The following is a 24,794-nucleotide window of genomic DNA, read 5'->3' on the forward strand; positions in this document are numbered from 1 at the left end:
CCTCAGTCAAAGTTAAATAGGTCTATCTCAATGGTTTCCGGCTGCGCCGGGGTTTGGTCCAACAGGGTTTGCGCATCGCTGGCGACGGCGTCGGCGTCGATGAAAATCCCCGCCTGCTCCTTCAGCTCGTCCAGCTTGCGCTGGACGCGTTTTTGTTGATTCTCTTCGCGATCCAGACGTTTTTTCGCCATCCGATTGGGGGCGATAGGATCGATGGCAGTAATCAGGTTGGCGTTGCATATCCAGCGGCCGTCCAGGGTGCGAATGACGCCTACGCTGTAATCCATTAGGTCGTACTCCAACACCACTTCCTTATGGTTATAGGCATGCAGGTCCGGATGGCCGTATTCCACCTTGCAATGCTTGACGCTGGCACGGCGCACGGTTAGCGTCACCGCTTGCCGTTTCATTTCATCCAGGTCGGCATGCGGCGGCAGCGGCGATAAATCGGCCCACAGCGATGCCCGCGTGACGTATTTGTTTTCCGGATGCGGGCGCTGGTGATAGCGCGCCAGCCAGGCATTAAACGCCTCGGCAAATTCCTGCGGCGTGGGCGGATTGATCCGGCCTTCTTTAAAGGCTTTTTCGGTTTGTTTGCGGGTTTCCGCTCTTGCCTCATCGCTCATGTCGTCGCCGCAGTAAAAGGCGGGGCGCCACATTTTCAGAAAGTCGCGCTTAACCTCCACGAAAAACCTCTCGATCCAGCCTTTACCGTGCGGGTTGCCCGGTATGGCGTGGATTACCTCAATGTTGTGCCTGGCATAAAAACCGGTAACCTCATCGCTCATCAGCTTGTTTTTATGGCCGGAACCGTTATCCACATACAGAAACAGCGGCACGTGGTTCCAGCGGGCGAAGGTTTCCGCCCACAAGTTCTGTACAGCGGTGGTGCCTTCGTGCTCGTCCATGCGCCAGCCTGGAATTACGCGGCTGCGGAGGTCCATGCAGACAGTCAACTCAGGGCGCCACATCAACTTACCGGTTACTGGGTTAAACAAAAAAATATCGGCCATATACCCGTCGGCCACATACACGTCGCCGGGTAAGGCGCGCTCGGTGCAGCGGCGGATGTAGGCCTTTTCGGTCAACCGATACAGGCGGCGACCAATCCGCGCCGGGCTATGGCGGCCCAGCATGGCCGGTACGCTGCTCAAGTAATGGCGCACTTGATCGTAGGTGCAGGCAAAGCCGTCCACCTCCGCCAATTGCCGCCAGACCACCGACATTTCCGGACTGCCGGGCTGGTTGTAATACTCCAACGCCGGACCCCACCAGGCGGGTTGCTCTTTCACCACTTTGCCTTTGTGTTGCTCCAACAGATCGACTCTACCGCCGCCGGCGCTGACCACCTTCAACCATTCGAAAACAGCGCTTCGGCTGGGAAACGCGCGACCAGCCTTAGCGGCTGTTTGCATGGCCCACATCAAGTGCGAGTGCAAGTTGCCGACCTCGGCTTTAGCCAACAGCGTTTCAACCGCCATATTGCTGCTACGAAAGCCGTTGCTTTCCATGTCTAAAATCTTTTCGACAATCACCATCCGCGCACGCGCCACGTCGCGCTGCTTCTCGCTAGCCTCATTCCAGGGATCGCGCTGACGTAGCGCAATCACCTGGGCAGTAGGGCGCACGGAAAGGCTTTTACCGTCCATTTTTTGTACGAGTGGATTGGCTTTCATCACGCATGCCCCTTATTTGTCCTTACGTGGGCGGCCCGGGCCTTTGGGTTTAGCCGCTTCGCGCTGGTCGTGGCGGTCGATCTTGGCCTTGATATGCTTATGCTCGACGCGCTCGTAGTCGTCCAGCCAGCGCAAGGCCTCGTCGTCGGTCATCCAATGCTGTGGCGTAATCGATTGCGGCATACCCTCCAGGCCAAAGCCGCGCAGAAACGCCAAGGCATCTGCCGCCCGCGCCGCCGCGACATGAATCGTGACCCAAACCTGCTCGATGCGTAGGTCGCGCTCGGTTTTGTTATCGTCGTTTACACAGTCTTCAAACAACTGTCGCAGGCTGTTAAAAGCCAGTTCGGCCTCGGCTTGGTGCGCCAGGCATTCCTCGCGAACCAAGTGTGTTTGCAGATCAAAGTTGTAAACGCGGTGGTCGTTTTTGGTTAATAGTTCGTTCCTGGCTTTTTCGGCCTCTAAATCCGCTTTCAGTATTTTGACTGTGCGAGACTCGGCGTTTTCCATGTCGCTTAGGCGCTCATCCTTGGCTGCCATCTGCTGTTTGAATGCCTCCTTTTCACTGGCGTGTTTAACGATCAACGACTCGGCAAGGTCTAACAGTTGATCCTTGTCGCCCGCCTTGGCGACTTCTATTAGCGCTTCGCGCTCATCGTCCGGCAATTTTCGTAGCGCGCGAACATCGCGAAACCCCAGGTACTTGTCCGAATATTCGACAAACTCCGGGCCGAAGGTTTTTAGATTTAACAACTGTTCGCTGACATGCCGTTCCGACACGCCGATAGAGTCGCAGACCTGCCCAAAAGTGGAGACGTCTCTTATTTTTCCATCGATAACGACTTTCAAACCCTTATAGGCTTTGGATTCCTTAAGTTTTTGTAGCTCCACCAAATCGGAGACGGTCAGGAGTTTTTGCAGCGCCGCCGAAAATTTACGCTGACCAATCCATTCAAACATCCTGGCTTGCGCCAACTCGCGTTCATCGCCAGCGGTATCGGTAGACGGTATCAGCGATTGTCCGCTGGGCTGTTTGGGTTCTTCCGGTATATCCAATTCAAAATCGATCTCAGACATGACACGCTTCCTGTATTGATTTATTTACAGCAATAGCGATGCACGGTTGATACCGTGAGTAGCGTAACTTCCATGCTTTTTTATAAGCCCTAACAGCTTTCATACGGGCAAGATGCGCGGCGCGGTTTTTGTTTTTGTGAAACTCGGCCTCTTCGTAGTAATGCGCAGCACGGTGAAACGCCCAATATTCGTCACTGTTTTCCGGTGCCTTCCGCATTAAGTCTTGGCAGAATTCTTTTTGGCTTCTTTTGTCCTGGGTAGACAATTGGATACCTTTACCAAAATCTATTTCTTGTTCAGACATTGTTTGTCTCCTGAATCAACTTGTTCAGTTTCTCCGCAATCTCGCGGCCTTCGCCGAAGTGCGCGCGGCTGGTGCCGCGAATGACGTTGGATGCGTTGCGGTAACCGTAGCCTTCGTCCTTTGCCCATTTTTTGAGAGTGCTGCCGCGTTTTCGCAACGCGTGTAGGGCGGCATCTCTATCGACTGCTGCTGTCATGTGATAAGCTCCTGTTGTGTAATTCAGTTGCGTACATTGTGGTACTCATTTGAGTATCTGTCAACATTTATTTGGTATCCGTATGAGTACGATTGGCAGCAGATTGAAAGAAGAGCGCGAACGACTGAAATTAAGCCAGCCGGCTTTTGGCGAATTGGGCGGCGTACAAAAGCAGGCGCAACTGAAATATGAAAAAGGCGACCGCTCGCCGGATGCGGAATACCTGTCCGGCATCGCCCAGGCGGGCGTGGATATTGTTTATGTATTGACCGGCTTACAAACCGGAAGCAGTGCGACCAATCCGCGCGAAGTGGCGCTGTTGGACAACTTCCGACATAGCGGTCCGGAGGTACAGGTAGGCGTGAGCAAGTTACTGGCGGAAACGGGACGAGCGCTGGAACGGGCCAATAAAGTTACCGAAAACGACATGGATGTTCCGGCGTCTTATATGCCGAATGACGGCGGCTTGGTCATTGGGGTGCATTCCAATGCCGTGCATCACGAACGGAATGGCGAGGACGGCGAGTGAGCGCCCAGGTTGATGGCTTTATCGCCTATTTTGGCTTGGAAGATTGGTGGCTAACGGAATTTGACGAAACTGAGCGGCGCCATATTGAAAAGAACGGATTCGGCAAATCATCACTAACCCAAGGCACGGTTACGGCCACCAGCCAAACTGCGCCGGGCTTGATTCGAGCCATGGCGAGTTTTTGGCAGCCTACTGTGGAGGATGAGATACTAATTCAGCGGCTGATAGCTAAAGCTAGCGAAATCGAATCAAAAAACTAAAGGAGACAGGGAATGAAACAACAGTGGTTAGGCTACGCATTTGCGCTAGTCATTGGGTTTACTGGCGGGTATTGGGTTAAGTCAGATGTGCCTGTAGAGGTTGATGTGGCGCAGGCCGCAGTTAAGCCTTCAGATATAGAGCCAGAAAAACAAAATACAGCCCCGGAAAGTATTCAAACGCCCAGCCAACACATAGAAAAAGAACCATCCGAGGAAGATAAACGCAAAGCCGTTATTGCCCTGATTCGCTCATATACGCTCCAACAAGTAATCGATTTAACAAAGCCGGAAATGGAAGACATCCAAGGTGGCGATATTAGCAAGGGGACGGCGATGCTAGCCCTATGGGCATCGACTAATTTGAAATGGGATGAATTGACAGACTTACCAAATACCAAACACGGTCTAGTAATGAAGGATTCTGCTCCGCAACTTGGGAAACGCCTATGTGTAAAAGGCCAGGTTATTGAAATAGAGCGCGACAGAACAATAGACGAACCACTATACAGCGGCGGGATGTTCGACGATGCCGCAAGAATCTATCGATTTTTGGCTGTGGCGTCTACCGGTGAAATCGTAGCAAATACCCACGTCGGATTCTGCGGCATTGTCACCGGACAACAGCATTATCCGAACAGTGCCGGCGGCATGGCTCACGCGGTGCAGTTGGTTGGGATGTTCGACTTGCCTGAGAATAAGCCGGGTGATGCTAGCAAGCAAAGTAAGATCAAAAGATAATTCGTTTTGTATTGACAAAACGAAAAAAACAATTATACTGAAGCCGTGTTTTAGCGAAACACGCCGCCCCGGAGGTGCCGGGAACCTGCTTGGAGAAGCTCATGAACGCATCAAAAATCCTGGTCAAATCAAATATTGCAAAAGTCGGACCTGTTGCCGGTACCGGCGCCGGCACACCCTGGACACAAAAAACAGCGAAAAAAGTCAGCAAACCCTTCGTATTGAAAGACGGCGCATTTTTAAAAATGAATCTATCGATTGGCGTTAAGCCAGGCGACACCGTTTGCTTTTTGTACTGCTAACTAGAGGTTGTCATGGAATTTGTCGAAGTTATATTGACCGATGAAGATCAGCGCCGCCGCAGCGCGGAATGGTATGGCGACGCGCATTATTCCGATGCTCCCGCGCCAATTCTGCATCGTCGAATTGTTAAGCAAAAGGCGATTGCCAAAAGCCGTTATTCCGCCCCCGTTGCACCGGTAGCGGCGGAAATAAAGCTGCTGCGACTGCAACTGATCGGTACAACAGAACTTAAAAAAATATGGGCGATACACGCCGATATTCACCGCTTGCAGATTTTATTGCGCAAGATGCTGCGGGCAAGATTGTTCGATAAATCGGTAACGATGGACGACTTTAGCGCAGCCGCGCCGCTACTGACAGAGACTCAATATGCGGGACTGATTGCATTCGACTTCAAAAATAGAATTTTCGGTTACGAGCGCGAAGTGTGGGAATTCGCATCGTTGCGCGATGCTCTGCTGTCGCTGATTCAGCGTAAACATCCGTCGCATTACCCGACGTCGATTGCGCATCGCCGAATAGTCGGAGTGCGCGGCGATGTGAAAGAGCCGGATTGCGCATTCGTAAAATTGCTGGACCGCGAATACTATCCGCCGCTTTCGGCTCATGAATACGCCGAGCTGCTGGACGACGGCTGCGGAGCATCTATCGCTGTCGCAAATACCACCCATTTTTTAATCGCATGCACAAAACAAGGTGCCGACAATGCATATAGTTGTACTGAGAAAAAACAATAGCTCGATTGAGTTATTGATTGATGACAACATGGATATGTCGCTGATTACTGAAAATGCCAATCAATTATTCGAGTGCAAAACAGTTTTTGAGCGAGCATTGAAAGATTTTTTAGTTGATCATTCGGCCGATATTAATCGATACAAACCGTTGTGCGACAAACTGCAGAAAGCCGGTGTAATCGGCTATCCGGTGACCGCGGGCAAAGACGCCGGGTTGTATGCTATGGATCGAAATATCCCGATTGAATCACAGCTGGAGATACGTTGTGAGTGATGCTAAACGAAAACCGGGCGGTCAGGCAGGCAATCAAAACCCAAAAAAAGCAGAGGACGATATTGCTAAAGCACAAGTGCAATTCCGTTGTCGATCGGAGGACAAAGGCAAATGGCAACGGGCGGCGGAAAAAGCGTACGGAAAAGGAAAATTTACTGAGTTCTTGAAAGATGCAGCAAATCGATTGGCTGATGACATCTTGAATAGATAGCTGGTTAACGTTTGTCCACCGGCGGCGGCCGGATCGGCTAGGGCTATTCCCCTTACGGGTCTTGTATTACCCCATCCCCGGCCGATTTAGTTTAGCTCAATCTTTAATTCCCACACCCAATCCACCCGCCACGGCGGATGCCACGGACAGCAGTTGGTTAACGTCGTGGGTTCCCCAGCTGTAATATATTCCCAGCAGGCCGGCGATTAGCCAGATAGCGCCGCGTTTGGTGGAGTTTTGGCTCCAGTCTATGCCTAGTTTCATGGTTGCTCCTAAGGTAAGGGTCAAAAAGGGATGTCGTCGTCAAAATCGTCAGCCGCCGGCGCCGGGCTGTTGGTCGAGGCCGGGGCGGTGTCGCCGGGTTTGCCGGATAGCATTTTCAAATCGCTGGCGATAATCTCGGTTGTGTAGCGCTCCTGGCTGTCCCTGTCCTGCCATTTGCGGGTCTTCAAGCGGCCCTCCACGTAAATCAGCGCGCCTTTTGCCAGGTATTGTTTGACGATATCGGCCAGGCCGCTGAAGAACACCACGCGGTGCCACTCGGTTTCTTCCTTGCGTTCCTGGGTGTTGCGGTCTTTCCAGCGCCGGGTGGTCGCCAGATTGACGGTGGCGGTAGGCGTGCCGTCCGGCAGGTAGCGCACGTCCGGATCGCCGCCCAGGCGGCCAATGAGTTGGACTTTATTGAGCATGCAACCTCCCGGTCATCACCTTGCAACCTTCGCCGGCCAGCATGGCAATCAATATCAGCAAGGCCGCCACGGCGGCGCTGCCGGTAAATAGCGGCCTATCAAAAAATGCTTTCATCGATACTCCTTGGGTGGCGGGTTATCGCCCTTTGGTAGCCGCAACATGTTGCGCCACACGCGGTTAAAAAAACGAGGATCGGCGGTAACGTCGTGCCAACGGGTGCCGCCTCGGCTTTCGTAATACGTTTTGATGCGTTGGTAGTTGCTGTTAACACGGGCTTGCCAGCTCATTGTGCCGCCAGCAACGCTCCGCGCTTACTCTGCACCGGTTTATGCAACGAAACATCTTCGGCGGCTTGGTAGCCGGCCTGACTGGATCGCCAGTCGTTGTAATGTTTGGCGCGGGCTTGGTCTCGGTCATCGGGTCTTAAGCTGTCGCCGTGCTGCTGTTTCTTGTAGGTTTCGATGGCGAGCTGTTCTTGCTCGTTACCGGCAAAGGCGCTGACCTGGCGGGCGATGCGAGCAACCCAGGCTTGGCAAAACAAATCGGCGCGGCGAACCTTGGTGGTTCGTTTGCATCGGGTCAGCGTGGCGCTGTATGTCTTGCGGTCCTTGGCTAGCCGGCGACGCAACACGTCAAACGTATACGCGGCCAGTGACGGCTTGATGCCCAGGCCATAAAAATGAAACCGGGTATTGGTAAGGCCAATCTCGCCATGAGACCCGCAGCCAAAAGCTTTGGCGATCAGAACGGCCAGCTGGCCTAAGTACACCGGCGGTTTGTAGGGCGTATCCAGGCCGATTTGTTCTTCATGCACCTCCGCTGCCGCCACGTCGCCGCTGGTGAGGTTGTACTTTTTCATCAGCGCATCGGCCTGGCGTTTGGCGGCTTCGGCTTCCGCCGGATTGTCGCTCGCCGCCAGGGCCAGGCACTTGCCGATTTTGGCGGCGATTTTTTTCAGTTCGTCGGCGGTCATGGTGCAAACCCTCCCGGCATCACTACCCAGATCGTTAAACAAGGCAGCAAGTTGATGCACAGGCGTTTATTGGCCGGCGACCAGTGGGCGCCGATCCAGAATGAGCTGGGCCGAATCAGCCATCCGTAGCGCCAGATGTTTATTGACGCTACATCGGGCGTTGGTTCTGGCTGTAGAAAAGGTTTGGCGGGGCGAGTGACGCGCATGATTACTACTCCGGCTTTGTGTCTTTAAAACGAATGGTCACGGTAAATTTACAGCGGCCATCTATCTCGCCGAACAAGGACCAGCCCCAAAACAGATTTAGATATTTTTTGCCTACCGGTATGTAGGCTCGGATCATCCAATAGCCGTCCGGCCGCACCCACAGCCAGTGCTCGTTCTGTATTGCCAGGTTAAACAGCGCCCATACGGCGTCGTTTTTACAGCCCAGCATCCAATGGTTAAGCCAGTTAAAGCCGTTGCGGCGCATCCAGTCTATGCGGTTGGCGTCGTCAAGCGGATCGCTGCCTGGCGGGATGTGTTCGGTTTGCCAGCCGTGGTCTCCGCTCAATGGATTATCGATGGTCATAAACCAAAACAGCCAGGGCTGTAGGCCCAGCTTGTCTTTAGTGCTGAACCATTTCACCGCCACCCAGGCCAGCCAAGGCCGCACCAAGACCACCAAAAACACGTGCACCGGCAGGTAGACCAGCCACTGGATGATTCGCAGCGGTATCCATAGGTTGATCAAGTCCCGCGTTCGGCAAAATTGCCACAGCTTGCCGAACGCAGGCAATACGGTGTGTAAGAGCAACAGGAACAGCCCCGCCGCGTGAGAGAGCAAATACGCCAGCGCTTTTTTCATATGTGCACCTATAGGGTTGGAATGGTCTCGCACTCTACGCCGGGCGCTAATCGCCGGCAGCGCCGGAAACGTTTCCAGGCCTGTTTACTGCCTCGCGCGCGCGTAAGCTGCAACCTCACCAGTAACCCAGTAACACGCCGGAGACACCGATGAAACCCAACCTTTTGCGGGGTGGCTAACATGCCCCGCCTGTATCTCGCCGGGCCGATGACCGGCATCCCCGATTACAACTATCCGCAATTTAATGCCGTAGCCGAGCAGCTGCGCGCCAAGGGCTTTACGGTGGAAAACCCCGCCGAGAACCAGGCGCCGGAATGCGGTACCTGGGCGGGCTATATGCGCATCGCATTGCGTCAGGTGTTGGCTTGCGACGTGATCGCATTTTTGCCGGGTTGGGAAGGTTCGCGTGGCGCGCGGCTTGAACACCAAGTAGCTACAGAGCTGGGCTTAAAAATATGCCTGGCGGCGGATTTACTCAACCCCTCATTACTCAAGGATGCGCTATGAGCGACCCAAACAACGAAGCCGCATTGGCGCAACAAATCGGCCATTTGACCGGTGAAATCCGGGCGATGCATGCCGCCGTACTGGCGTCTATCGAGCATTTACGCGAGGACATGCGCCGGGTCGAAACATCCAGCAACGCCCGCATCGACCGGCTGGAAGACAAAATGACCGACCGGTTAGATGCCGTGGAAACGAAGATTGGCGATTTGCAAAGCGAAGATAAGCGCATCATCGAAAAGGTAGCCAAGATCGGCGCCTTGGGCGGCAGTGCCGGCGGCGCGCTAGTGGCCGGCATGGTCGAAATCCTGAAACGGATGAACTGAGCATGGCCCACACGCCTGAGACCCGTAGCAACGTCCGCCGCATGTATGTGGAGGGCATGGCCCTGACGGCTGCGGCTGCCTGCGGCAATGTCAGCTACGACACGGCGCGCGAGTGGAAGCGGCTGGGCAAGGAACGCGGCGACGATTGGGACACCGCGCGGGCGGCGTATCGCATTAGTGGGCAAGGCATCGACGAGCTGAACAAGGCCATGATCGAGGATTTTGCCCGGCTGGTGTTGACCACCACCCGCGAGCTGGACAGCTCGCCGATTCCGGCCCATGAAAAAGCCGGCGTGTTGTCGCAACTGGCCGACGCGCATGCCAAGTTTGCCAAGGCATTTAGCCGCATCAATCCGCAGTTTAGCGGGCTGAGCGTGGCGCTGGATACGTTGAAAATCGTGGTGGATTTGCTGCAAAAGCGCGATCCGCAAGCACTGCGGGCCTTGCAGCCGCATATTGATGAGATTGGGGCGGTGTTGGGGAAAAGGTATGGCTGATCAAATGAAGATGTCTGCTGTATTTAGTCAATGTCGAACATACCGTTACTTGCTGACGCGGAGGTGGGATAAACGCAAATATTTCGCGATGTTTATCGGCCTAAATCCAAGTACGGCTGATGAAAATAATGATGATCCGACTATCAGACGGTGTATCCAATACGCAAAAGATTGGGGGTATGGCGGATTAATAATGGCGAATTTATTCGCGTTTCGAGCTACTGACCCATCGGTAATGATGAAAGCTGACAATCCTATTGGACCCGATAATGATTATTGGCTGCGTGATGCGACGTCCAGGGCTGGGATTGTAGTTGCTGCCTGGGGAGTTCACGGCAAACTCTTAGAGCGAAATATGCATGTTTTGAATATGGTGCCGGGATTGCATTATTTGAGGTTAACAAAGAACGGTCATCCCGGCCATCCGTTATATCTTCCAAAAAAATTGACACCTGTTCCTTTTGTAGCGGTGGAACATGTCTGAAATCGTCGACATCCAAGAAGTCCGCAATTGGCGCGAGTTCGAAAAAGAGCTGGCGGTACTCGGCGAGCAAATCCGCCAGATGATCGAGCTGGAGGTGGAGGCATTTGCCACTGATCCGGCGGCGACGAAGGCGCGCCGCGAGCGCTGCTTGTTCGATTATCAATTTTTCTGCCAGACCTATTTCCCGCACTACGTGCCCACGGCGTATTTCAGCCAATTCCATCGGTTTATTTTCAAGCGGCTGCCGGAATGTATCGATGCCACTCGGGATGCGCGCGAAGTTCATCTGGCGCCGCGCGGCGAGGCTAAATCGACCTACGAAACGCAGCTGGGCCTATTGTGGTGCATCTGCCGGGCCGTGCTGATCGACGAAAAAGGCGGTGTACAGGCGTTGGGATTACCCGCCAAGGCTAGAAAGCACATGATGGGCATCGTCATGAACACGGAGGAGCAAGCGGCCGAGATGCTGGAAGCCATTAAGGCGGAGCTGGACACCAATCCCCGTTTGCTGATGGATTATCCGGAATGCACGGGGGCCGGCAAAAAGTGGCAGTCCACCACGGCCATCACAAACAACAATATCAAAGTCCGCATTGGCGGTACCGGCAAGAAAATCCGGGGCATGAAGCACGGCCCGCACCGGCCTGACGCAATCTTCTTAGATGACCTGGAAAACGACGAGAACGTTAAGGTCAAAAGCCAGCGCGACAAAATCGAAGATGTGGTGTTGAAGGCGGTGATTGGCTTGGCCGGACCAGGCGGCGGCATGGACGTGTTTTACGTGGGCACGTCGCTACATTACGACGCCGCGATTAATCGCGTGGGCCGCAAGCCGGGTTGGCGCAAGAAGGTATTTAAGTCGATCGTAAAAATGCCGGACCGCATGGATCTGTGGGATGAGTGGGAAGCCCTGTACACCCGCAGTGGCGAAGACGAGGAAAAGGAGCAGTTTGAAGCCGAGGCGCTGGCGTTTTACGAAGCCAACAAGGCGGAAATGGAAGCCGGCGCCGTGGTCAGTTGGCCGGAGGTGCGGCCGTTGTACCGGCTGATGTGCATGCGGGCGACCGATCACGACGCCTTCAGTCAGGAACAACAGAACGAAGCCGGCAACGACGAAAATGCGCCGTTTAAGGATATTCAGTTTTGGGTTAATAGGCTGTCGGACTGGGTTTACTTTGGTTCCATAGACCCTTCATTGGGCAAAAAAGGCACGGTCAAAGGCGACCCGTCGGCGATTCTGGTGGGCGGCCTGGACCGCAAAAAGATGGTTCTGGACGTGGTAGAGGCCGACATCGCCCGCCGCGTGCCGGATTTGATCATCAGCCGGGCCATCGATCTGCAAGCCGAGTATGGCTGTTTGGCCTGGGCGGTGGAAACCGTGCAGTTCCAGGCGTTTTTGCATTCCGAATTGATCAAACGCGCGGCGCTGAAAGGTATTGCCTTTCCCGGCATTCCGGTGCAGCCGGATACCGACAAGGCGTTGCGGATTATCAGCCTGCAGCCGCACATCAACAACGGGTTGATTCGCTTACACCGCAGCCAGTCCACGCTAATCGAGCAATTGAAGTTCTGGCCCGAAGCGGACTACGACGACGGCCCGGACGCGCTGGAAATGCTGTGGCAAATCGCCAAACAGTTTGGCGGCGAGTGGGATTACACGCCGGCGGGCGGGCGACGCGGTGAGCGGCGTTCGACCCGTCGGGGCAATAGCGATTATGACGAGGATTGGGATGATGACTAACCAGAATAAATTGATGATTTGCTGCCCCGCTTATGGGACATCTAATCCGTTTCCATCAAATGCAGATCATTACCGTAAGTATCACGGAAAAGTCGCGTGGCTCGTTAACCCATGGACAGGAACTAATCGCGATCCTAAAGATATTGGTTCCGATCCGTTTGGTCTCTTGATTTCAGATGGTACAGAGATTGACCCCGCTCTAAAAAAAATCGAGCAGGAGTTATATGAGGCAAAACGACTGTTAAGGACGCTTAATTTATATAACGAAGAGCTATTTGATCCTGAATTTATTGTTGATTGTCGAAAATTGCTGGGGTCATAACCATGATTAAACAAGCCAAAGCCGCCTTGGCCGCGCTGGCCGGCGTCAGCAAGAAAGGCCTGCAAGTGTTGCAAGCCGGTGCCCGCTCCACGCAAAGCACGCCGATGAATTACAACAGCGTCAACACGCTGGACCCGACCCGGCTGGCGAATGCCTTCGCGCAGGCCGACCAGGGTTACATCACCGACCAGGCGACGCTGTTCGAGCTGGTGGAGGAACAAGACGCGCATATTTTCAGCGAATTATCCAAGCGCCGCCGCGCGGTGACCGGGCTGAATTGGGATCTGCATCCGAAGGACGATGCAACCCAGGCGGAGATCGACCGGGCCAAAGAGCTGAAAGACATGCTGTGTCAGATCCCGCGCTTTGAGGATGCGCAGTACGATTTAACCGATGCCATCGGCAAGGGCTTGTCGGCATTGGAGATCGAATGGCGGACCGGATCGGAATGGGTGCCGGCGGCGCTGCACTGGGTGCCACAGCGCGAGTTTGAGATTGACATCAAAACTGGCGATCTGCTGTACCGAAAAAGCGGCATGACGGAAGCCTTGCGGCCGTGGGGCTGGGTGATTCACGAACACCGGGCGAAGTCGGGGTATATCGAGCAGGCGGCGTTGTTTAGGGTGCTGGCCTGGACATATGCCTACAAAGCCTACAACGTGCGCGACATGCAGCGGTTTTTGGAAATTTACGGCATGCCGCTACGGTTGGGCAAATACCCGGCCGGCATCGGCAAGACCGAGCGCGACCAGTTATTGCGCGCGGTGCGCAATATTGGCAACGACGGCGCCGGCATCGTGCCCAGCACTATGGACATCGATTTTGTCACCCAAACCTCGACCGGCAACGTCACCGACTTCTTGAATGCGATCCAATATTGGGAACGCAAGCAATCGATGGCGATCCTGGGCGGCACGTTGACCAGCCAGGCCGACGGCAAGACCAGCACCAATGCGCTGGGGGCGATTCATGACAAGGTACGGCGCGAGATCATGCTGCACGACGTGCGGCAGATCGATCCGACCATCAACCGCGATATCGTCCGGCCAATTGCGGTGCTGAACGGCATGTTTACCGAGGACCGTATGCCGGAAGCGCGGCATGACACCTCTGATGAAGTCGATCAAAAAGCGATGGCCGAAGTGCTGGATATGGCAGCGGCGATGGGCATGGAGATTGACGTGGATTGGGCGCATAAGGCATTGCAGATCCCGAAAGCCGGCAAGGACGCGAAGATTTTGACGGTGTCCGGCAAATCGCCGGTACCGAATCAAGCAGGGGCGGCGTTGACGCGCCTGGCGGCGCTGGCCAGGCAACAGGCAGACGGCGATATCGTCGGTAATTACAGCCAACAATTGGCGGCGCTGTGCATGCCGCACGAAGAGGCAGCGGTTCAGCAGATTGCGGCGGTGGTCGCGGCGGCGGGGTCGTTTGATGAGGCGATTGCCGGCATCGAGGCGCTTAATTTGGACAGCAATGCCTGGGCCGGTTCGTTGCAGCTGGGGATGGCGGCGGCGCATTTGGCGGGGCGCGGCGATATCGGTACTGGCAAATGAGTACAGTACATATCGAGATTAAACAAGCGACCGTCAGACGTTTCGATGTTGGCAAATCTTACGATAACGCCGACCCGTTTAATCTGATTACCACGCTGGATTTTATCGGTCGCGGTGAGGTGCAGATGGGCGGCGATTTGGCGTTTCCGGAAGCGCCCATCACGAGGGCGGATTTGCGTGAGCTAAAGCGGCAATTGATCGAAGACCATAAGGTCAAGCGCCTGTATTGCTGGCGGGCCAAGGGCCATAAGCCACCCTATCCAGGCAAGGCTATTCGCGAAGACGACAATTTGGTGTATTGGGAGATGGTGTTTTGAGCGATTCGCCTGCGAAGTTGCCGTTTAGCCAGGCGATTGAGTTTTATAAGGCCAAAATCCAGCTGCCGACCGCCAGTTGGACGGATATTTGGGAGCAACAGCATAGCCACGCCTTTGTAGTGGCCGGCGCAGCTCACGATGCCTTGGTCGAGGACTTTTATAACGCGATTTTCGATGCCAAGCAGAACGGCGGCGGTTATGAGGATTTTCGCGGACGGTTTGACGAGATTGTTGCTAAGCATGGCTGGAGCTACAACGGGTCGGCGGGCTGGCGGAGCAAAATCATCTACGACACCAATATCAATCAGTCTTATAACGCCGGGCGGTGGCAGCAAATACAGGCTGTCAAACACTTGCGGCCTTATTTAGAGTATGACCATACCTCCATTGAGCATCCGCGCCTGGAACATAAGGCCTGGGATGGTCTGATTTTTTCGGTTGATGATCCAGTAGTTGACGTCATTTCACCGCAGAACGGTTGGGGCTGCAAATGTCGCTGGAATTCGTTGTCGCAATGGGAGGCGGAGCAGTTGTGGACTGCCAAGGGTATGTCCGGGCCTGATAATTTGGTACTCGAATGGGAGACCAAGACGGTCGGCAGTAAAGGTGCGTCGCCGCGTACTGTGCGGGTGCCGAAGGGGATCGACCCCGGCTTTGCGTACAATCCTGGCAAGGCGTATCTGGAACCGCTGACGGTCCCGCCGTTGACGGGTTACGATGCGGTGTTAAAACAGCGGGATAAGCCGTGGCCGACCGGCTTTAAATTGCCGGATATGCCGAAGCCGACTAAGGTTTCGCCAAATATTTTGTTACCGGCCGATATCGCGCCGGAAGTGGCGGTGGCGGAGTTTTTGTCTATTTTCGGGGCAACGATGGATGAAGGTGCGGCGTTTACGGATGCTGTAGGTAGTACGTTGGCGATTACGAAAGCATTATTTCAAGATGGGTCTGGTAAGTTTAAGTGGTTGGCCAAGCCGGAAAAGGCGGCTCGAATGCAATATGCCAATTTGCTGGCAATGGCATTGATAGAACCGGATGAAATATGGTGGCAGTGGGAAGAAGATCAGTTATGGGCCAAAAAAAATCCCGACAAACCGGCACGTTGGCGGTTGAAACGTCGCTATTTGCGAGCGTTTGAAGTGGATGGTACCGGCGAATATGCGATTTCGGCATTTGAATGGGGAAGAAATGGATGGTTTGGTTCGACGGCGTTTATGGCGGAACCAAGTAGTGCAAAACAGCGGCTGAAGTATTTTGACAAACAGCGAATCGGACGGTTGCTGTTTAAGAAGTAACGACCGGTTGGTGCTGTAAACCGGTCTGTGGTTTTGGTTGGGTCTGCCGTACAGTCGGCCAGTCTCCTATCGCCACGCCCTCATTATATATATAGGTAGGGATTATGCAATTTGAGATCGAGTTTGATACCAGTCATCTGGATAGGATTTTGGAAGCTGCTCGGCGGGAAATTGCAACGCCGGATGAAATGCTGGGCAGTATTGGCGAGTCGTTGTTGCGGGTAAACAGAAAGCGGCACGAGCAAGGCGTCGATCCGGAGAAAAAGGCGTGGAAGCAATTGTCTGAATTAACGTTGGCGGCAGGAGATCGGAAAGGCGGTCCGCTGAAAAAAACTGGTCGGATGCTGGCAAGTTTGAATTATCAGGTTTCGGCGGATACGTTGATTTTGGGTTTTGACGGTTCACGGGACGCCAAGTTGGCGGGATGGCACCAAGGCGGAACGGAACCTTATTTGATTACACCTCGACAACGTAAAGCGTTGGCATTTGCCGGTATTGTTCGCCGACGAGTCAATCATCCTGGTTTGCCACAACGGGAGTTACTAGGCTTTCCGGATAGCGATAAAAATCTGGTTGAGCATGTGACTATCGATCATCTCACACGGGTTTTAAATCGTGTTCGATGATCGAATAAACGGCATTAAATTGGTAATTAATCCGCAATCGGCATCGGTATTTTTCCGACTAAGCGATGAGTTTTTCCGCGCTTTCATGCCAATTCTGTCCGGAATTCAAGAATTTTTTGTTTTTGGCTGAAAACTAGAGTTTTCGGGGCGTCCGGGGTGTTTTGTTTGATGTAAACCTATCCGTTTTCCAACCCCTCCCTACTCCAAGACAAGGAAAATGCTGCGCCGTCCGGACCATCCGGAAAGTTTTCACCGATTAGGTCCACGGTAAAGGTATCGCCGGCTGAAACGTTAATATTCTCGCCCTGGCTGAATTTTACGACGTTGGTGGCGACAACCGTAGCCGAAACAGGCGCGGTCGATAGTAGTGTCGCGGCAAGCGCGCCGATAAGTAAAACAGGATGTTTCATGTAATGCTCCATTCAATTAAAAGTAAACGAGATTGACCCTGCTCGCGGCGGGGCTTTAAACGAGCCCCCGCCGCCAAACTTAGGGCGTGATACCGGTTGGTCCGGGTGCTTTGCCCAAATAGGTTTTCAACAGACTCAAGTCGGCGGGATCGACCACCCCATTGCCGTTTAAGTCTTCATTTGCCGACACCGTGCCGAGCTTGGATTTCAGCCTGGACAAATCGGCCGGATCGACCACGTTGTTCTGGTTGAAGTCCGGATCGCAGATATTGCCGAAACTGTCGCCGTCGGTATCGCGCTGATTGGCGTTGACGACCAGTTTGCAGTTATCCAGATTGTCAGCCACGCCGTCGCCGTCGGAATCCGGCGCTGGCTGTGCTGCGACCGCACCGGCGAACTCGGCACTGGCTATTACACTGGACTTTTGCGAGGAGCCATCGAACATGGTTTTAAAATCCACGACTTCCGGCGTGGCCGTGTCGCTGAACAAATCCTCGGCATAGGCATGCGACAGGGTTTGATAAACCAGCTCAGCCTTGACCGTATAATTACCCACCGGCAGGCCGCCGACTTGGTAACTGATCTGATCGCCACCGCCAATGAAGTTGCTGTCGGTCGCAGCCGAACCTGCGACGCGCACATCGGCGGGCGCACTGGCTTTATTAAACCCAGGCGGCAGAATGCGGTTATCTTTCAAATACTCCTTACCGCGTAACAAGGTGTAAGTCACTTCGCCTTGGTCGTTGCCCATGATCGCTTCGTAGACTTGCACCTGATCTTCAGCAGTGATTTGATCGTAATGGGGCTCAAAACTCGCGCGGTTTTCATCGGCATCTACTCCGACAATACTACCGTCAGCCCTGACCTTTCCGGATTCCCAAACGATTTGATTCTGCGCATTGGTGACCATGACATGCACGACAGCTCGCCGCGACGGATAGCTGGTTGGCAGCTTGTGTCCGGTAGTGCTGTTAATCTGCAAGGTAAAGTCCAGCGCATTAGCGGTAGATCGCTGCTCGGCAACCGTAACCGTCGCCGCACTTTTCAACATCGCATCGGTTTTTCTCAGGGTTTCGGCGAAATTATTGGATAACACCCCCAGCTGGTTTTTGTTGTTGCTGAGAATATCCAGCATCAATTTGTTGGCACCCACCAGATCATGAATCGCAAAATTGTTGCGTAAACCGGACATACCCATGGTCGAAATTTTCACGCCATCGGTGCGGCTCATGTGGCAGCCTTGGCAACTTTTTTGGCCGACATAACTGCTTTGTTCCCACTCCATGTATGGCGTTTGCTCGGGGAATTCGCTTTCCGGCGTGGTGCTCAAGATGGTGCCGTTTTGATCGACGTAAGGTGTTTTCAGGTTATGGCAGGATGCGCATAACTTGGACTCCTTGATCTGCGCACCATAGGTAGGCGTATAGCCGGTATGCATTATCATCGGCATGGTGAACAGCGCGGCATCGCCGGGACCGCCGTAGGGTCCGTAGATGGTTTTACTGTCGTTGATGGCATAATTGCCGGACATGGTCGCCAAGGTGCCAAGGGCCGGTGTAGCCGGAATCTGATGACACAAGGTACAACTAACACCATCCATCGCTGCATCGTGTTTGGCGTGGCCGACGTCGAGAATCCCGCCGTCGAAAATGGTTTGGCTGGCGCTGCTGCCGTCTTTTTTAGCTTGAGCGTTAGCCATCGGTGCATGGCATTTGCTGCATTTATCGTTGATGACGGTTTGCAGCTCAGGGTGGCGAGACATCTCACTGCGCACCTTGGCACGCCAGAACGGATCTCTTGACGAATTGGCCATCATCGTCGACGACCAATCGGTGACGATGGAAACGTCTTTACTTTGATTGTCGACGATACCGTTGTGGCACATCGCGCAATTCTGCGAGCCGGAGAAATGACTGGTGGTAAAGGCCGGATCGCCCGCATCTGCGGGAAGGCCGACGAAGGGACTGGGCGGCGTGGTCGGTCCGGTTCCTTCTTCCACTACCACTGCATCGATGTCGTAGGTCTTGTAATCGGGCGTCGGCGCGCTATTGAAAAACCGCAGTTCCGCCACAGGATTGGTGGCGCTGGCGGTAAAGGTATAGGTCAACAGCTGGAAACTGCCGGTCACGCTAGCGAAGCTGGTATTGAAACCGGCCACCGACACTTCAAGCGGCGTATATCCGGCCGTTGTGCCTTTGCGAGCCTGGAACGACAAGGTATAGGTTACGCCGGCCATGACCGGAAACGTGGTTTTTATGCCGGAGCCCTGGTTGATCGCCACGGCATACAGGCCGTCAAACACCCGTTTGGTATAGTTGCCGCCGGCCCGATTCTTGTACATCAGATACGGCCTTTCACCGACTGCATCGTCTATCGCCGTCCAGCCGGTGACGCTGGTGGTATCGTTGTTACTGAGGAATTTATAAGTAGTCACCGTCCCCGGACTTTCGAAGCCGCCGTTGCCGAGCAAATTGGCGGCCATGGCCGATGGCAGCGGGAACACCGCCGCCAGTAACAGCATGATGGTTTTTATAGTTATCATGAATTGTCTCACGTCAAATTTGCCCGCAGCATCCTTGCATAATCTGTTGAAAAGCCTCTTTCAAATCAGCTTACAAGGCGGAGCGTTTACGTTTGCCCAGTGCCAGCAAACCCATGAAACCGGTCAGGAATGACCAAGTGGCGGCGGGCAAAGGCACTGGAGCCAGATTGGCGGTGATCTTGATATTGTCTATACCGACAGCGCCGTTGGTCACCGAGCTGGCATTCTCGAATAGGCCAAAACTCAACCAATAATTGCCGTTGACATCCGCCGCACCGAGACTGGCAACCGCCAAGGTCACGCTGTCGGGCCCGTAAGTTTTGCCATAGCTAAAAATAGATTGATCAATGACACTAGCCGTAGTGGTAAGCGGCGAGTTGATGTTGAATCCGCTTCCGGAGATGCCCACCTTGAACTGATCTGTATCGGGAGTTGCACTGCCGAATAGGAAAGCGCTGAACACCCAATCGAAACTGATCGTGATGTCGGTGGTGCCGCTGGCCAGCGTAAAAGGCGTGGCGAAACCAAAAGTGCCTGCGGTCGGCGACCCGGCCAATTGGCCGCTGTCGTCACCCATCACCAGAAATTTGTTGGCAGAAGTCGCCGGCAGAAAGAAGTTGCTGCCGGCGGCCAACGCAAAGCGTTGTAACGGATTACCTGAGTTGTAAGTGTTGATTGAGTCTGTACCCAAACGCAGATTGACGGAATTGGCCGTTGCCGTTGACGACCAGAGGGTGCCGGTCGGCAGTGCTGTCGGATTTGATGACAATAAGCTCTGTATCGAAGTGTTGCTGCCGTCATCGAAATTTTCGTCCAGCAGCGTCACAGTCGCGGCATCCGCGCATGCCGCTGAAAACGTACCTAACAACAGAGCGAAGAGTCGTATATTTTTAGAATTGATTGCGTTCATACACTGTCCTTTTGGAAGCTCGTTGGCGGCGGCCAACGAGCTAAGATGCCTATCAAATTAAGCCGTTTGTTTACGACGGTTTATTCCCAGCAGGCCCAGTAACGCACTGCTGAACAACCAAACCGCGCCGGGTACGGGAACCGCAGTGACGTTACCCACCACATTGCCAACCAGATTTAACGTCAGCTGATGATTTTGTCTGGTGCTGCTGGCACCGAAATCGGCATCGGACAGATTGAGTAGATACTGTGCGTTGAAGACGCCAGTAGTCGAAGTCAGCAAATTGGCGACGAATGCCAGGCTTGAACCCTGCGCCAGATCGCTAAACGACGTCAGATTCGTGGTCAAGGTGCCGGTATCGCCACTGCCGCTGACGCTATCCAGATCCAGACCGATCCGGTCGGCATCGGCGAGATTGAACAAGCTAAAACTCAGATCAGCACTGCTGTTTTGCGTGACGTTGCCAAAATCCAGGGTTAAGGTGTTGGTCACAGAACTGCCGTCGAAAGACGCCAGCGAATGCAGCAAATAGCTGTAATTGGCTTGCAATGAGCCGGCCCAATCAACTTTGTAGGTAGCGGATGAGCCGCTACCCGCTTGGCCTTGAGTTGCAGACATGGTGCTAGTAGCGGATAAAGAGGGCAAAGTCAGCGACGTATTCACAGTGCCACCGGCATAATCGTTGAGGTTCTGTTCGTCGGCACCGACCGTGGTGTCGGTTGTGACTGCGGCGGCGGTATTTGGCCCCCAACTGCAGCTTACCGGACCGGTTGGACCATGGGCTAAAGCGCAACCGGAGCCGGCTTGAGTCAAATTGGGTGCAAAAATAGCGCTCACCCCAGCCGCAGATAAAGATGCATTGCTGGTGCCGCTACCGTTAACTGTTCTACCCGGACCATTATTCTTGTTACCAGTACCGTTGATGGTTTGGGTACGATTGGAAGTGAGTTGTATATCGACACCGGTAAGTACGCCGTTCGCTGCGTCAAACTGACCAAGCGCGACATTGGCGATAGTCGCGCCGTTGTTGGAATTGGTTGCGGAAGCTACCTGTCCCCCGGTTGCCGTGACCGACGCGGAGCCGCTAAAACTGACTGGTCCGCTGGTCACAGTTAATGCCGCTTGTGCGATACCACTTACGCCCAGCAAAACGGCGATGGCTGTCAATTGAAAATGTCTTGTCATAAAGTGTTCCATTGAAAATATTAAGGGATGTCTGTGATATACGGCATATGCCGCACCCCCCTATCACCTGGGAGTAGTTCGGCCAGCTTGCTTTGCTGCAAGCCCCGCAACTTTCCGAACCCGCTTCGCAACGGGGTTGGCGATTGACGACCGTCGCTTTTGTCTGCACAGGCCACATAGTCGTCTTTGAGAATATTGGAATTCTCTAATTTAAAGACATCAAAATACGTGCCATCTAGCTATCTGCCTTGTAAGCTATTGATTACAAATTTATCGCTGCTTTTTTGCGCCGACTTAACCGCAGGTTTGTTATGGCTTTTACGGCATATCGCACACACCCTGAGGGAAAACACTGATTTATCAATTTGGTCCCTAAATAGGGTTACATCCGCATAAACTAGAGCAGTTAGACCGAGCAAAAATCGGTTGTGGCAACTGAACTGCCTCCTGTGCGGAGCCGATAGTCAAAGAGAATTTAAGACATGGAAGAAGGGCTGTGCATCGCCATCTGTAAGGCCATTAACCCTAAAATGACCAGTTGGCGTGTAATGTGGGCCGTTCGTTGCTTAGAGTTTCAATAGCAAATCATTGGCAGTGCTTTTGTATAACGCGGAATGATGAAGCACCGACCTAGCGGCCGATAAGGAGGAGCGAATAGCGGCACTCCCGTGGAAGCGGAAGCTCGATATCCGGGCATAACGCCCTAACCGTCACGCAGGATTTTCCCGATTTGCAAGCTGCTTCAGCTGAGTGCTTCGCGCGTCAGCAAAATCGTCATTCGACTTACCTCTGCAGGACATCAGGGGATGTGTCGCGATTAAAGCACACCCCGCTCTATCTCCTGCAAATAGATAAATTCCGGTGCTTTTACGCCGGCCTGTTTTCTGATTTCCGCCAACTCCGCGGACTCGAAAAAGCGCCGGGCATGATCCAGCGAGGTCCAAGCAGAAAAGTGGACGATGTTATTCGCATCGTCGTCGTAGCGCAGCAACTGGTAGCTGATTTCTCCGGCGCGCTTTCTAATCTCGGCGGCCTGATCGAAAATCTGCTTCCAGGCCGGGTATGCAGCGACCTCATGGATGATTAATACGTGTGGCATAGACGCTCTCGTTCGGTCCTTTGTTTAGTATGGTTCGCCGTCTTTACGGGTAAACCGCCAGTTGCCGTCAACGAAACTCGCTTGCAAATCGTCGTCCGGGTAAATTACCGCATCTCCAACAGTCCTATCGCCTATTTCCAGGTACTGCACCTCTTCATTCGAGCGATTCAGCAGTTGATGCGCATTACCGGTGCCGGCTTTAAATCCCGCGCACATTCCCGGCGCAAGCGGGGTTTCGCCGGTGTCCGTTACCAGTGTCGGGTGGCCTTGCAGTATGTAAATAAACTCGTCTTGCAGCGAATGAGTGTGGCGTAAAGCCGAACTGGCGCCGGGCGCCAGCTTGGTTAGATTGACACCAAAATTTGCCAGGCCGAATACATCGCCGAGGCGGCGCTTTTCTCGCCCCGCCATGCGCGAGGCAAACGGTTCCGGATAGAGTGATGTGGTTCGTGCCGTGACGTCTGCCGCCGGCACGGCGATTGGAGTATGTTTATCGTTCATGGTGTCCCGCAAGTAGAAATCCGCGCGCCGAGCCTAACGCCTTAAACGTCACGCCCGGTATTTTAAAATCCGGTGGATATTAGCCTGGAGCTCTGGACGCGATGGCCGAGCTGGCTGGCTCCCTGGACAAACACGCGTTTACCCCAGAGTGCCGATATAATCAAGCTTGCCTCTTCGATCGCGGTGCTGGAAAAAAAGCTGACCTCTGCGGCCCGCTCACCGGAAATAGACATAAGATTGCCGTTCAGACGCCGCACCAGTTCTTTTGCCACGGCGGTGGCCGGGTCTATTATCGCCACATCCGGCCCAACGATGTCACGAATCAGCGGCGCCAGAAACGGGTAATGCGTGCAGCCCAGCACGATGGTATCGGCGCCAGCCCGCAGCAAAGGTGCTAGATAGCGCACCAAAAGTTCGCGCGTGGCCTCGCTGTGCAATTGCGCCTTTTCAACTTGTTCGACCAGACCGGGACAAGGCTGCAACAGTATTTCAATGTCCTTACCGTAAGCCGCGCACAGCCGGGCCACACTTGGGCTGGCCAGTGTGCGGCTGGTGGCCAGCACGCCGACCACCCCGGATTTAGTGGTTTGCGCGGCCGGCTTGATGGCTGGCTCCATCGCCACCACCGGCACCGGACACCAAGCACGCAGCTTTTCAATCGCGACCACCGTGGCGGTGTTGCACGCCACCACGATGGCCTTCACGCCGGCATCGAGCAGCAATTCGGTGATCGTTGTGGCTCTATCCGCAATAAAATCCGCATCCCGGTCGCCGTAGGGCGCATAGCCGGAGTCAGCCACATAGAGCAAGTCTTCCATAGGTAGCTCTGCGCGGATTGCCCGCAGCACGGACAGACCGCCGACACCTGAATCGAATACGCCAATGGGGGCATCAGTGCGCAACGCTGTCATTGATGGATGCAGTCTGGTTTTAGGCAATTTGTAAATTGCTCACGCTTGGCGCTGTTGCAAATACGCTTCGTTTAGGCTAATGGCTTGCAGGGCAGCCGGACGTGCATAGATCCGCGCCACATAGTCCTCGAACAGCGGACGCTTGTCGATGGTGCCAAACATCATCCCCCAACCCAGCTGCGAGCCGACGTACACATCTGCCGCAGTAAATTGTTCGCCGCAAATATAAGGTCCGGGCAACAGCGCCTTTTCGACGGCATCGATTGCTGCCTCGTAATTGCCAAAGCCGACAAAGCCGTTCCTGCCCTCGGGCACCTGCCAACCGAGCGCCCTGGCGGTAACGGCCTGCTCCAGCGGACCGGCCGCGAAAAACAGCCAACGGAAATAATCGGCGCGCGCGGGATGGTTTGCGGCCGGAAGCAGATTTTTCTCCGGAAAACGATCAGCCAAATATGCGCAAATCGCAGCGGTTTCGGTAACGAACGCATTGCCGTGTCTCAGCGCTGGCACCTTGCCCATCGGGTTAACAGCGAGATAGTCGGCACTTTTCATCGCGGCGCCAAATTCCAGCCAGACCGTTTCGTAAGGCTCGCGTAGTTCTTCTAGCATCCAGTGGACGATGCGCCCACGCGACTGCGGATTGGTATAAAACACCAGATCATTCATTGTGCGTTCTCCTTGGCTGGATGGTTGAACTAACGGCAATATGGCGCCGGATTTTACACTGATAAACTTAACCCGACGCTGATGATC

The 24,794-nt window shown here is 54.1% G+C and carries 36 protein-coding genes and 1 riboswitch; of the genes, 17 read left to right on the top strand and 19 right to left on the bottom strand.

Annotated features, from left to right (window positions below):
- Positions 1-2: 2 nt before the first annotated feature.
- The 4 genes from NP589_RS01705 to NP589_RS01720 are packed head-to-tail and all read right to left on the bottom strand — an operon-like array spanning position 3 to position 3,253.
- Positions 3-1,676 carry a Mu transposase C-terminal domain-containing protein gene (locus NP589_RS01705; RefSeq protein WP_256605397.1) on the bottom strand — a complete coding sequence of 558 codons (1,674 nt, stop codon included), beginning with the start codon at positions 1,674-1,676 and terminating at the stop codon, positions 3-5.
- 12 nt (positions 1,677-1,688) lie between these two features.
- Positions 1,689-2,753 carry a hypothetical protein gene (locus NP589_RS01710; RefSeq protein ID WP_256605398.1) on the bottom strand — a complete coding sequence of 355 codons (1,065 nt, stop codon included), beginning with the start codon at positions 2,751-2,753 and terminating at the stop codon, positions 1,689-1,691.
- Positions 2,746-3,057 (bottom strand): hypothetical protein, encoded by a 312-nt coding sequence (locus tag NP589_RS01715; RefSeq protein ID WP_256605399.1) that lies wholly within the window; start codon positions 3,055-3,057, stop codon positions 2,746-2,748. Before NP589_RS01715 ends, NP589_RS01710 begins: the two co-directional genes overlap by 8 nt.
- Positions 3,050-3,253 carry a helix-turn-helix domain-containing protein gene (locus NP589_RS01720; protein WP_256605400.1) on the bottom strand — a complete coding sequence of 68 codons (204 nt, stop codon included), beginning with the start codon at positions 3,251-3,253 and terminating at the stop codon, positions 3,050-3,052. Before NP589_RS01720 ends, NP589_RS01715 begins: the two co-directional genes overlap by 8 nt.
- A gap of 82 nt (positions 3,254-3,335) precedes the next feature.
- Here NP589_RS01720 and NP589_RS01725 point away from each other — a divergent pair, with 82 nt between their 5' ends.
- From NP589_RS01725 to NP589_RS01755, 7 genes are all read left to right on the top strand, one after another.
- Entirely contained in the window at positions 3,336-3,782 is a 447-nt protein-coding gene (locus NP589_RS01725; RefSeq protein ID WP_256605401.1) for a helix-turn-helix domain-containing protein, read from the top strand.
- On the top strand, positions 3,779-4,042 hold the full coding sequence (locus tag NP589_RS01730; RefSeq protein WP_256605402.1) for a hypothetical protein: 264 nt from the start codon (positions 3,779-3,781) through the stop codon (positions 4,040-4,042). Before NP589_RS01725 ends, NP589_RS01730 begins: the two co-directional genes overlap by 4 nt.
- Positions 4,043-4,054: 12 nt before the next feature.
- Positions 4,055-4,780, top strand: coding sequence for a hypothetical protein (locus tag NP589_RS01735; protein ID WP_256605403.1), 726 nt, complete (start codon positions 4,055-4,057; stop codon positions 4,778-4,780).
- A gap of 101 nt (positions 4,781-4,881) precedes the next feature.
- A complete protein-coding gene (locus tag NP589_RS01740; RefSeq protein WP_256605404.1) occupies positions 4,882-5,082 on the top strand; it encodes a hypothetical protein in 201 nt (66 codons plus the stop codon).
- Positions 5,083-5,094: 12 nt separating this feature from the next.
- On the top strand, positions 5,095-5,820 hold the full coding sequence (locus NP589_RS01745; RefSeq protein ID WP_256605405.1) for a hypothetical protein: 726 nt from the start codon (positions 5,095-5,097) through the stop codon (positions 5,818-5,820).
- Entirely contained in the window at positions 5,789-6,094 is a 306-nt protein-coding gene (locus NP589_RS01750; RefSeq protein WP_256605406.1) for a hypothetical protein, read from the top strand. The genes NP589_RS01745 and NP589_RS01750 overlap by 32 nt, the downstream gene beginning before the upstream one ends.
- Complete coding sequence (locus NP589_RS01755; RefSeq protein ID WP_256605407.1) at positions 6,087-6,305, top strand: hypothetical protein; 219 nt, start codon at positions 6,087-6,089, stop codon at positions 6,303-6,305. The genes NP589_RS01750 and NP589_RS01755 overlap by 8 nt, the downstream gene beginning before the upstream one ends.
- A gap of 96 nt (positions 6,306-6,401) precedes the next feature.
- Here NP589_RS01755 and NP589_RS01760 read toward each other — a convergent pair whose 3' ends face one another.
- The 7 genes from NP589_RS01760 to NP589_RS01790 are packed head-to-tail and all read right to left on the bottom strand — an operon-like array spanning position 6,402 to position 8,815.
- Entirely contained in the window at positions 6,402-6,569 is a 168-nt protein-coding gene (locus NP589_RS01760; RefSeq protein ID WP_256605408.1) for a hypothetical protein, read from the bottom strand.
- 20 nt (positions 6,570-6,589) lie between these two features.
- A complete protein-coding gene (locus tag NP589_RS01765; protein WP_256605409.1) occupies positions 6,590-6,994 on the bottom strand; it encodes a single-stranded DNA-binding protein in 405 nt (134 codons plus the stop codon).
- Positions 6,984-7,109, bottom strand: coding sequence for a hypothetical protein (locus NP589_RS01770; RefSeq protein ID WP_256605410.1), 126 nt, complete (start codon positions 7,107-7,109; stop codon positions 6,984-6,986). Before NP589_RS01770 ends, NP589_RS01765 begins: the two co-directional genes overlap by 11 nt.
- Positions 7,106-7,282 (bottom strand): hypothetical protein, encoded by a 177-nt coding sequence (locus NP589_RS01775; protein WP_256605411.1) that lies wholly within the window; start codon positions 7,280-7,282, stop codon positions 7,106-7,108. Before NP589_RS01775 ends, NP589_RS01770 begins: the two co-directional genes overlap by 4 nt.
- A complete protein-coding gene (locus NP589_RS01780) occupies positions 7,279-7,968 on the bottom strand; it encodes a DUF2786 domain-containing protein (RefSeq protein ID WP_256605412.1) in 690 nt (229 codons plus the stop codon). The genes NP589_RS01775 and NP589_RS01780 overlap by 4 nt, the downstream gene beginning before the upstream one ends.
- The gene (locus NP589_RS01785; RefSeq protein ID WP_256605413.1) at positions 7,965-8,174 is read right to left on the bottom strand and encodes a hypothetical protein; all 210 of its coding nucleotides are present in this window, start codon (positions 8,172-8,174) and stop codon (positions 7,965-7,967) included. Before NP589_RS01785 ends, NP589_RS01780 begins: the two co-directional genes overlap by 4 nt.
- A gap of 5 nt (positions 8,175-8,179) precedes the next feature.
- The gene (locus NP589_RS01790; RefSeq protein ID WP_256605414.1) at positions 8,180-8,815 is read right to left on the bottom strand and encodes a DUF7338 family protein; all 636 of its coding nucleotides are present in this window, start codon (positions 8,813-8,815) and stop codon (positions 8,180-8,182) included.
- A gap of 180 nt (positions 8,816-8,995) precedes the next feature.
- Here NP589_RS01790 and NP589_RS01795 point away from each other — a divergent pair, with 180 nt between their 5' ends.
- The 10 genes from NP589_RS01795 (at position 8,996) to NP589_RS01840 (ending at position 16,483) form a co-directional block, all read left to right on the top strand.
- The gene (locus NP589_RS01795) at positions 8,996-9,322 is read left to right on the top strand and encodes a DUF4406 domain-containing protein (RefSeq protein WP_256605415.1); all 327 of its coding nucleotides are present in this window, start codon (positions 8,996-8,998) and stop codon (positions 9,320-9,322) included.
- The gene (locus tag NP589_RS01800; RefSeq protein WP_256605416.1) at positions 9,319-9,645 is read left to right on the top strand and encodes a hypothetical protein; all 327 of its coding nucleotides are present in this window, start codon (positions 9,319-9,321) and stop codon (positions 9,643-9,645) included. The genes NP589_RS01795 and NP589_RS01800 overlap by 4 nt, the downstream gene beginning before the upstream one ends.
- Before the next feature lie 2 nt (positions 9,646-9,647).
- On the top strand, positions 9,648-10,142 hold the full coding sequence (locus NP589_RS01805) for a DUF1804 family protein (RefSeq protein ID WP_256605417.1): 495 nt from the start codon (positions 9,648-9,650) through the stop codon (positions 10,140-10,142).
- Positions 10,135-10,626, top strand: coding sequence for a DUF1643 domain-containing protein (locus NP589_RS01810; protein ID WP_256605418.1), 492 nt, complete (start codon positions 10,135-10,137; stop codon positions 10,624-10,626). The genes NP589_RS01805 and NP589_RS01810 overlap by 8 nt, the downstream gene beginning before the upstream one ends.
- The gene (terL, locus tag NP589_RS01815) at positions 10,619-12,367 is read left to right on the top strand and encodes a phage terminase large subunit (protein WP_256605419.1); all 1,749 of its coding nucleotides are present in this window, start codon (positions 10,619-10,621) and stop codon (positions 12,365-12,367) included. Before NP589_RS01810 ends, terL begins: the two co-directional genes overlap by 8 nt.
- Positions 12,360-12,689 carry a hypothetical protein gene (locus tag NP589_RS01820; protein ID WP_256605420.1) on the top strand — a complete coding sequence of 110 codons (330 nt, stop codon included), beginning with the start codon at positions 12,360-12,362 and terminating at the stop codon, positions 12,687-12,689. Before terL ends, NP589_RS01820 begins: the two co-directional genes overlap by 8 nt.
- A gap of 2 nt (positions 12,690-12,691) precedes the next feature.
- Complete coding sequence (locus NP589_RS01825; RefSeq protein WP_256605421.1) at positions 12,692-14,245, top strand: DUF935 domain-containing protein; 1,554 nt, start codon at positions 12,692-12,694, stop codon at positions 14,243-14,245.
- Positions 14,242-14,562: a hypothetical protein gene (locus tag NP589_RS01830; protein WP_256605422.1), complete on the top strand. Its 321-nt coding sequence runs from the start codon at positions 14,242-14,244 to the stop codon at positions 14,560-14,562. The genes NP589_RS01825 and NP589_RS01830 overlap by 4 nt, the downstream gene beginning before the upstream one ends.
- Positions 14,559-15,857: a PBECR2 nuclease fold domain-containing protein gene (locus NP589_RS01835; RefSeq protein WP_256605423.1), complete on the top strand. Its 1,299-nt coding sequence runs from the start codon at positions 14,559-14,561 to the stop codon at positions 15,855-15,857. The genes NP589_RS01830 and NP589_RS01835 overlap by 4 nt, the downstream gene beginning before the upstream one ends.
- 104 nt (positions 15,858-15,961) lie before the next feature.
- Complete coding sequence (locus NP589_RS01840; protein ID WP_256605424.1) at positions 15,962-16,483, top strand: phage virion morphogenesis protein; 522 nt, start codon at positions 15,962-15,964, stop codon at positions 16,481-16,483.
- A gap of 176 nt (positions 16,484-16,659) precedes the next feature.
- Here the strand turns inward: NP589_RS01840 and NP589_RS01845 are convergent, their stop codons facing one another.
- The 8 genes from NP589_RS01845 to NP589_RS01880 all read right to left on the bottom strand — a co-directional run bounded on the left by NP589_RS01845 (position 16,660) and on the right by NP589_RS01880 (position 24,707).
- Entirely contained in the window at positions 16,660-16,893 is a 234-nt protein-coding gene (locus tag NP589_RS01845; RefSeq protein ID WP_256605425.1) for a hypothetical protein, read from the bottom strand.
- 79 nt (positions 16,894-16,972) lie between these two features.
- Positions 16,973-19,435 carry a dockerin type I domain-containing protein gene (locus NP589_RS01850; protein ID WP_256605426.1) on the bottom strand — a complete coding sequence of 821 codons (2,463 nt, stop codon included), beginning with the start codon at positions 19,433-19,435 and terminating at the stop codon, positions 16,973-16,975.
- A 70-nt stretch (positions 19,436-19,505) separates the two neighbouring features.
- Positions 19,506-20,345 (bottom strand): hypothetical protein, encoded by an 840-nt coding sequence (locus NP589_RS01855; protein ID WP_256605427.1) that lies wholly within the window; start codon positions 20,343-20,345, stop codon positions 19,506-19,508.
- A 57-nt stretch (positions 20,346-20,402) separates the two neighbouring features.
- A complete protein-coding gene (locus NP589_RS01860; protein ID WP_256605428.1) occupies positions 20,403-21,530 on the bottom strand; it encodes an autotransporter outer membrane beta-barrel domain-containing protein in 1,128 nt (375 codons plus the stop codon).
- Between the two features lie 69 nt (positions 21,531-21,599).
- Positions 21,600-21,681: riboswitch (cyclic di-GMP riboswitch) on the bottom strand.
- Positions 21,682-22,347: 666 nt separating this feature from the next.
- Positions 22,348-22,629 (bottom strand): antibiotic biosynthesis monooxygenase, encoded by a 282-nt coding sequence (locus NP589_RS01865; protein WP_256605429.1) that lies wholly within the window; start codon positions 22,627-22,629, stop codon positions 22,348-22,350.
- A 24-nt stretch (positions 22,630-22,653) separates the two neighbouring features.
- Positions 22,654-23,130: a cupin domain-containing protein gene (locus NP589_RS01870; protein ID WP_305890900.1), complete on the bottom strand. Its 477-nt coding sequence runs from the start codon at positions 23,128-23,130 to the stop codon at positions 22,654-22,656.
- A 62-nt stretch (positions 23,131-23,192) separates the two neighbouring features.
- A complete protein-coding gene (gene murI / locus NP589_RS01875) occupies positions 23,193-24,041 on the bottom strand; it encodes a glutamate racemase (RefSeq protein WP_256605431.1) in 849 nt (282 codons plus the stop codon).
- Positions 24,042-24,080: 39 nt separating this feature from the next.
- Complete coding sequence (locus NP589_RS01880) at positions 24,081-24,707, bottom strand: glutathione S-transferase family protein (protein WP_256605432.1); 627 nt, start codon at positions 24,705-24,707, stop codon at positions 24,081-24,083.
- Positions 24,708-24,794: the final 87 nt, after the last annotated feature.

This window comes from Methylomonas rosea, from assembly GCF_024505055.1.
Classification (GTDB): domain Bacteria; phylum Pseudomonadota; class Gammaproteobacteria; order Methylococcales; family Methylomonadaceae; genus Methylomonas; species Methylomonas rosea.

Bases quoted from the DNA above. Each gene is read 5' to 3' on its own strand.
- NP589_RS01735 (WP_256605403.1), top strand. From the start codon at position 4,055: ATGAAACAACAGTGGTTAGGCTACGCATTTGCGCTAGTCATTGGGTTT.
- NP589_RS01745 (WP_256605405.1), top strand. From the start codon at position 5,095: ATGGAATTTGTCGAAGTTATATTGACCGATGAAGATCAGCGCCGCCGC.
- murI (WP_256605431.1), bottom strand. From the start codon at position 24,041: ATGACAGCGTTGCGCACTGATGCCCCCATTGGCGTATTCGATTCAGGT.
- NP589_RS01865 (WP_256605429.1), bottom strand. From the start codon at position 22,629: ATGCCACACGTATTAATCATCCATGAGGTCGCTGCATACCCGGCCTGG.
- NP589_RS01860 (WP_256605428.1), bottom strand. From the start codon at position 21,530: ATGACAAGACATTTTCAATTGACAGCCATCGCCGTTTTGCTGGGCGTA.
- NP589_RS01810 (WP_256605418.1), top strand. From the start codon at position 10,135: ATGGCTGATCAAATGAAGATGTCTGCTGTATTTAGTCAATGTCGAACA.
- NP589_RS01785 (WP_256605413.1), bottom strand. From the start codon at position 8,174: ATGCGCGTCACTCGCCCCGCCAAACCTTTTCTACAGCCAGAACCAACG.
- NP589_RS01710 (WP_256605398.1), bottom strand. From the start codon at position 2,753: ATGTCTGAGATCGATTTTGAATTGGATATACCGGAAGAACCCAAACAG.
- NP589_RS01775 (WP_256605411.1), bottom strand. From the start codon at position 7,282: ATGAGCTGGCAAGCCCGTGTTAACAGCAACTACCAACGCATCAAAACG.
- NP589_RS01800 (WP_256605416.1), top strand. From the start codon at position 9,319: ATGAGCGACCCAAACAACGAAGCCGCATTGGCGCAACAAATCGGCCAT.
- NP589_RS01725 (WP_256605401.1), top strand. From the start codon at position 3,336: ATGAGTACGATTGGCAGCAGATTGAAAGAAGAGCGCGAACGACTGAAA.
- NP589_RS01880 (WP_256605432.1), bottom strand. From the start codon at position 24,707: ATGAATGATCTGGTGTTTTATACCAATCCGCAGTCGCGTGGGCGCATC.
- NP589_RS01770 (WP_256605410.1), bottom strand. From the start codon at position 7,109: ATGAAAGCATTTTTTGATAGGCCGCTATTTACCGGCAGCGCCGCCGTG.
- NP589_RS01845 (WP_256605425.1), bottom strand. From the start codon at position 16,893: ATGAAACATCCTGTTTTACTTATCGGCGCGCTTGCCGCGACACTACTA.
- NP589_RS01715 (WP_256605399.1), bottom strand. From the start codon at position 3,057: ATGTCTGAACAAGAAATAGATTTTGGTAAAGGTATCCAATTGTCTACC.
- NP589_RS01870 (WP_305890900.1), bottom strand. From the start codon at position 23,130: ATGAACGATAAACATACTCCAATCGCCGTGCCGGCGGCAGACGTCACG.
- NP589_RS01825 (WP_256605421.1), top strand. From the start codon at position 12,692: ATGATTAAACAAGCCAAAGCCGCCTTGGCCGCGCTGGCCGGCGTCAGC.
- NP589_RS01765 (WP_256605409.1), bottom strand. From the start codon at position 6,994: ATGCTCAATAAAGTCCAACTCATTGGCCGCCTGGGCGGCGATCCGGAC.
- NP589_RS01805 (WP_256605417.1), top strand. From the start codon at position 9,648: ATGGCCCACACGCCTGAGACCCGTAGCAACGTCCGCCGCATGTATGTG.
- NP589_RS01740 (WP_256605404.1), top strand. From the start codon at position 4,882: ATGAACGCATCAAAAATCCTGGTCAAATCAAATATTGCAAAAGTCGGA.
- NP589_RS01790 (WP_256605414.1), bottom strand. From the start codon at position 8,815: ATGAAAAAAGCGCTGGCGTATTTGCTCTCTCACGCGGCGGGGCTGTTC.
- NP589_RS01750 (WP_256605406.1), top strand. From the start codon at position 5,789: ATGCATATAGTTGTACTGAGAAAAAACAATAGCTCGATTGAGTTATTG.
- NP589_RS01720 (WP_256605400.1), bottom strand. From the start codon at position 3,253: ATGACAGCAGCAGTCGATAGAGATGCCGCCCTACACGCGTTGCGAAAA.
- NP589_RS01850 (WP_256605426.1), bottom strand. From the start codon at position 19,435: ATGATAACTATAAAAACCATCATGCTGTTACTGGCGGCGGTGTTCCCG.
- NP589_RS01820 (WP_256605420.1), top strand. From the start codon at position 12,360: ATGACTAACCAGAATAAATTGATGATTTGCTGCCCCGCTTATGGGACA.
- terL (WP_256605419.1), top strand. From the start codon at position 10,619: ATGTCTGAAATCGTCGACATCCAAGAAGTCCGCAATTGGCGCGAGTTC.
- NP589_RS01830 (WP_256605422.1), top strand. From the start codon at position 14,242: ATGAGTACAGTACATATCGAGATTAAACAAGCGACCGTCAGACGTTTC.
- NP589_RS01795 (WP_256605415.1), top strand. From the start codon at position 8,996: ATGCCCCGCCTGTATCTCGCCGGGCCGATGACCGGCATCCCCGATTAC.
- NP589_RS01780 (WP_256605412.1), bottom strand. From the start codon at position 7,968: ATGACCGCCGACGAACTGAAAAAAATCGCCGCCAAAATCGGCAAGTGC.
- NP589_RS01760 (WP_256605408.1), bottom strand. From the start codon at position 6,569: ATGAAACTAGGCATAGACTGGAGCCAAAACTCCACCAAACGCGGCGCT.
- NP589_RS01855 (WP_256605427.1), bottom strand. From the start codon at position 20,345: ATGAACGCAATCAATTCTAAAAATATACGACTCTTCGCTCTGTTGTTA.
- NP589_RS01705 (WP_256605397.1), bottom strand. From the start codon at position 1,676: ATGAAAGCCAATCCACTCGTACAAAAAATGGACGGTAAAAGCCTTTCC.
- NP589_RS01840 (WP_256605424.1), top strand. From the start codon at position 15,962: ATGCAATTTGAGATCGAGTTTGATACCAGTCATCTGGATAGGATTTTG.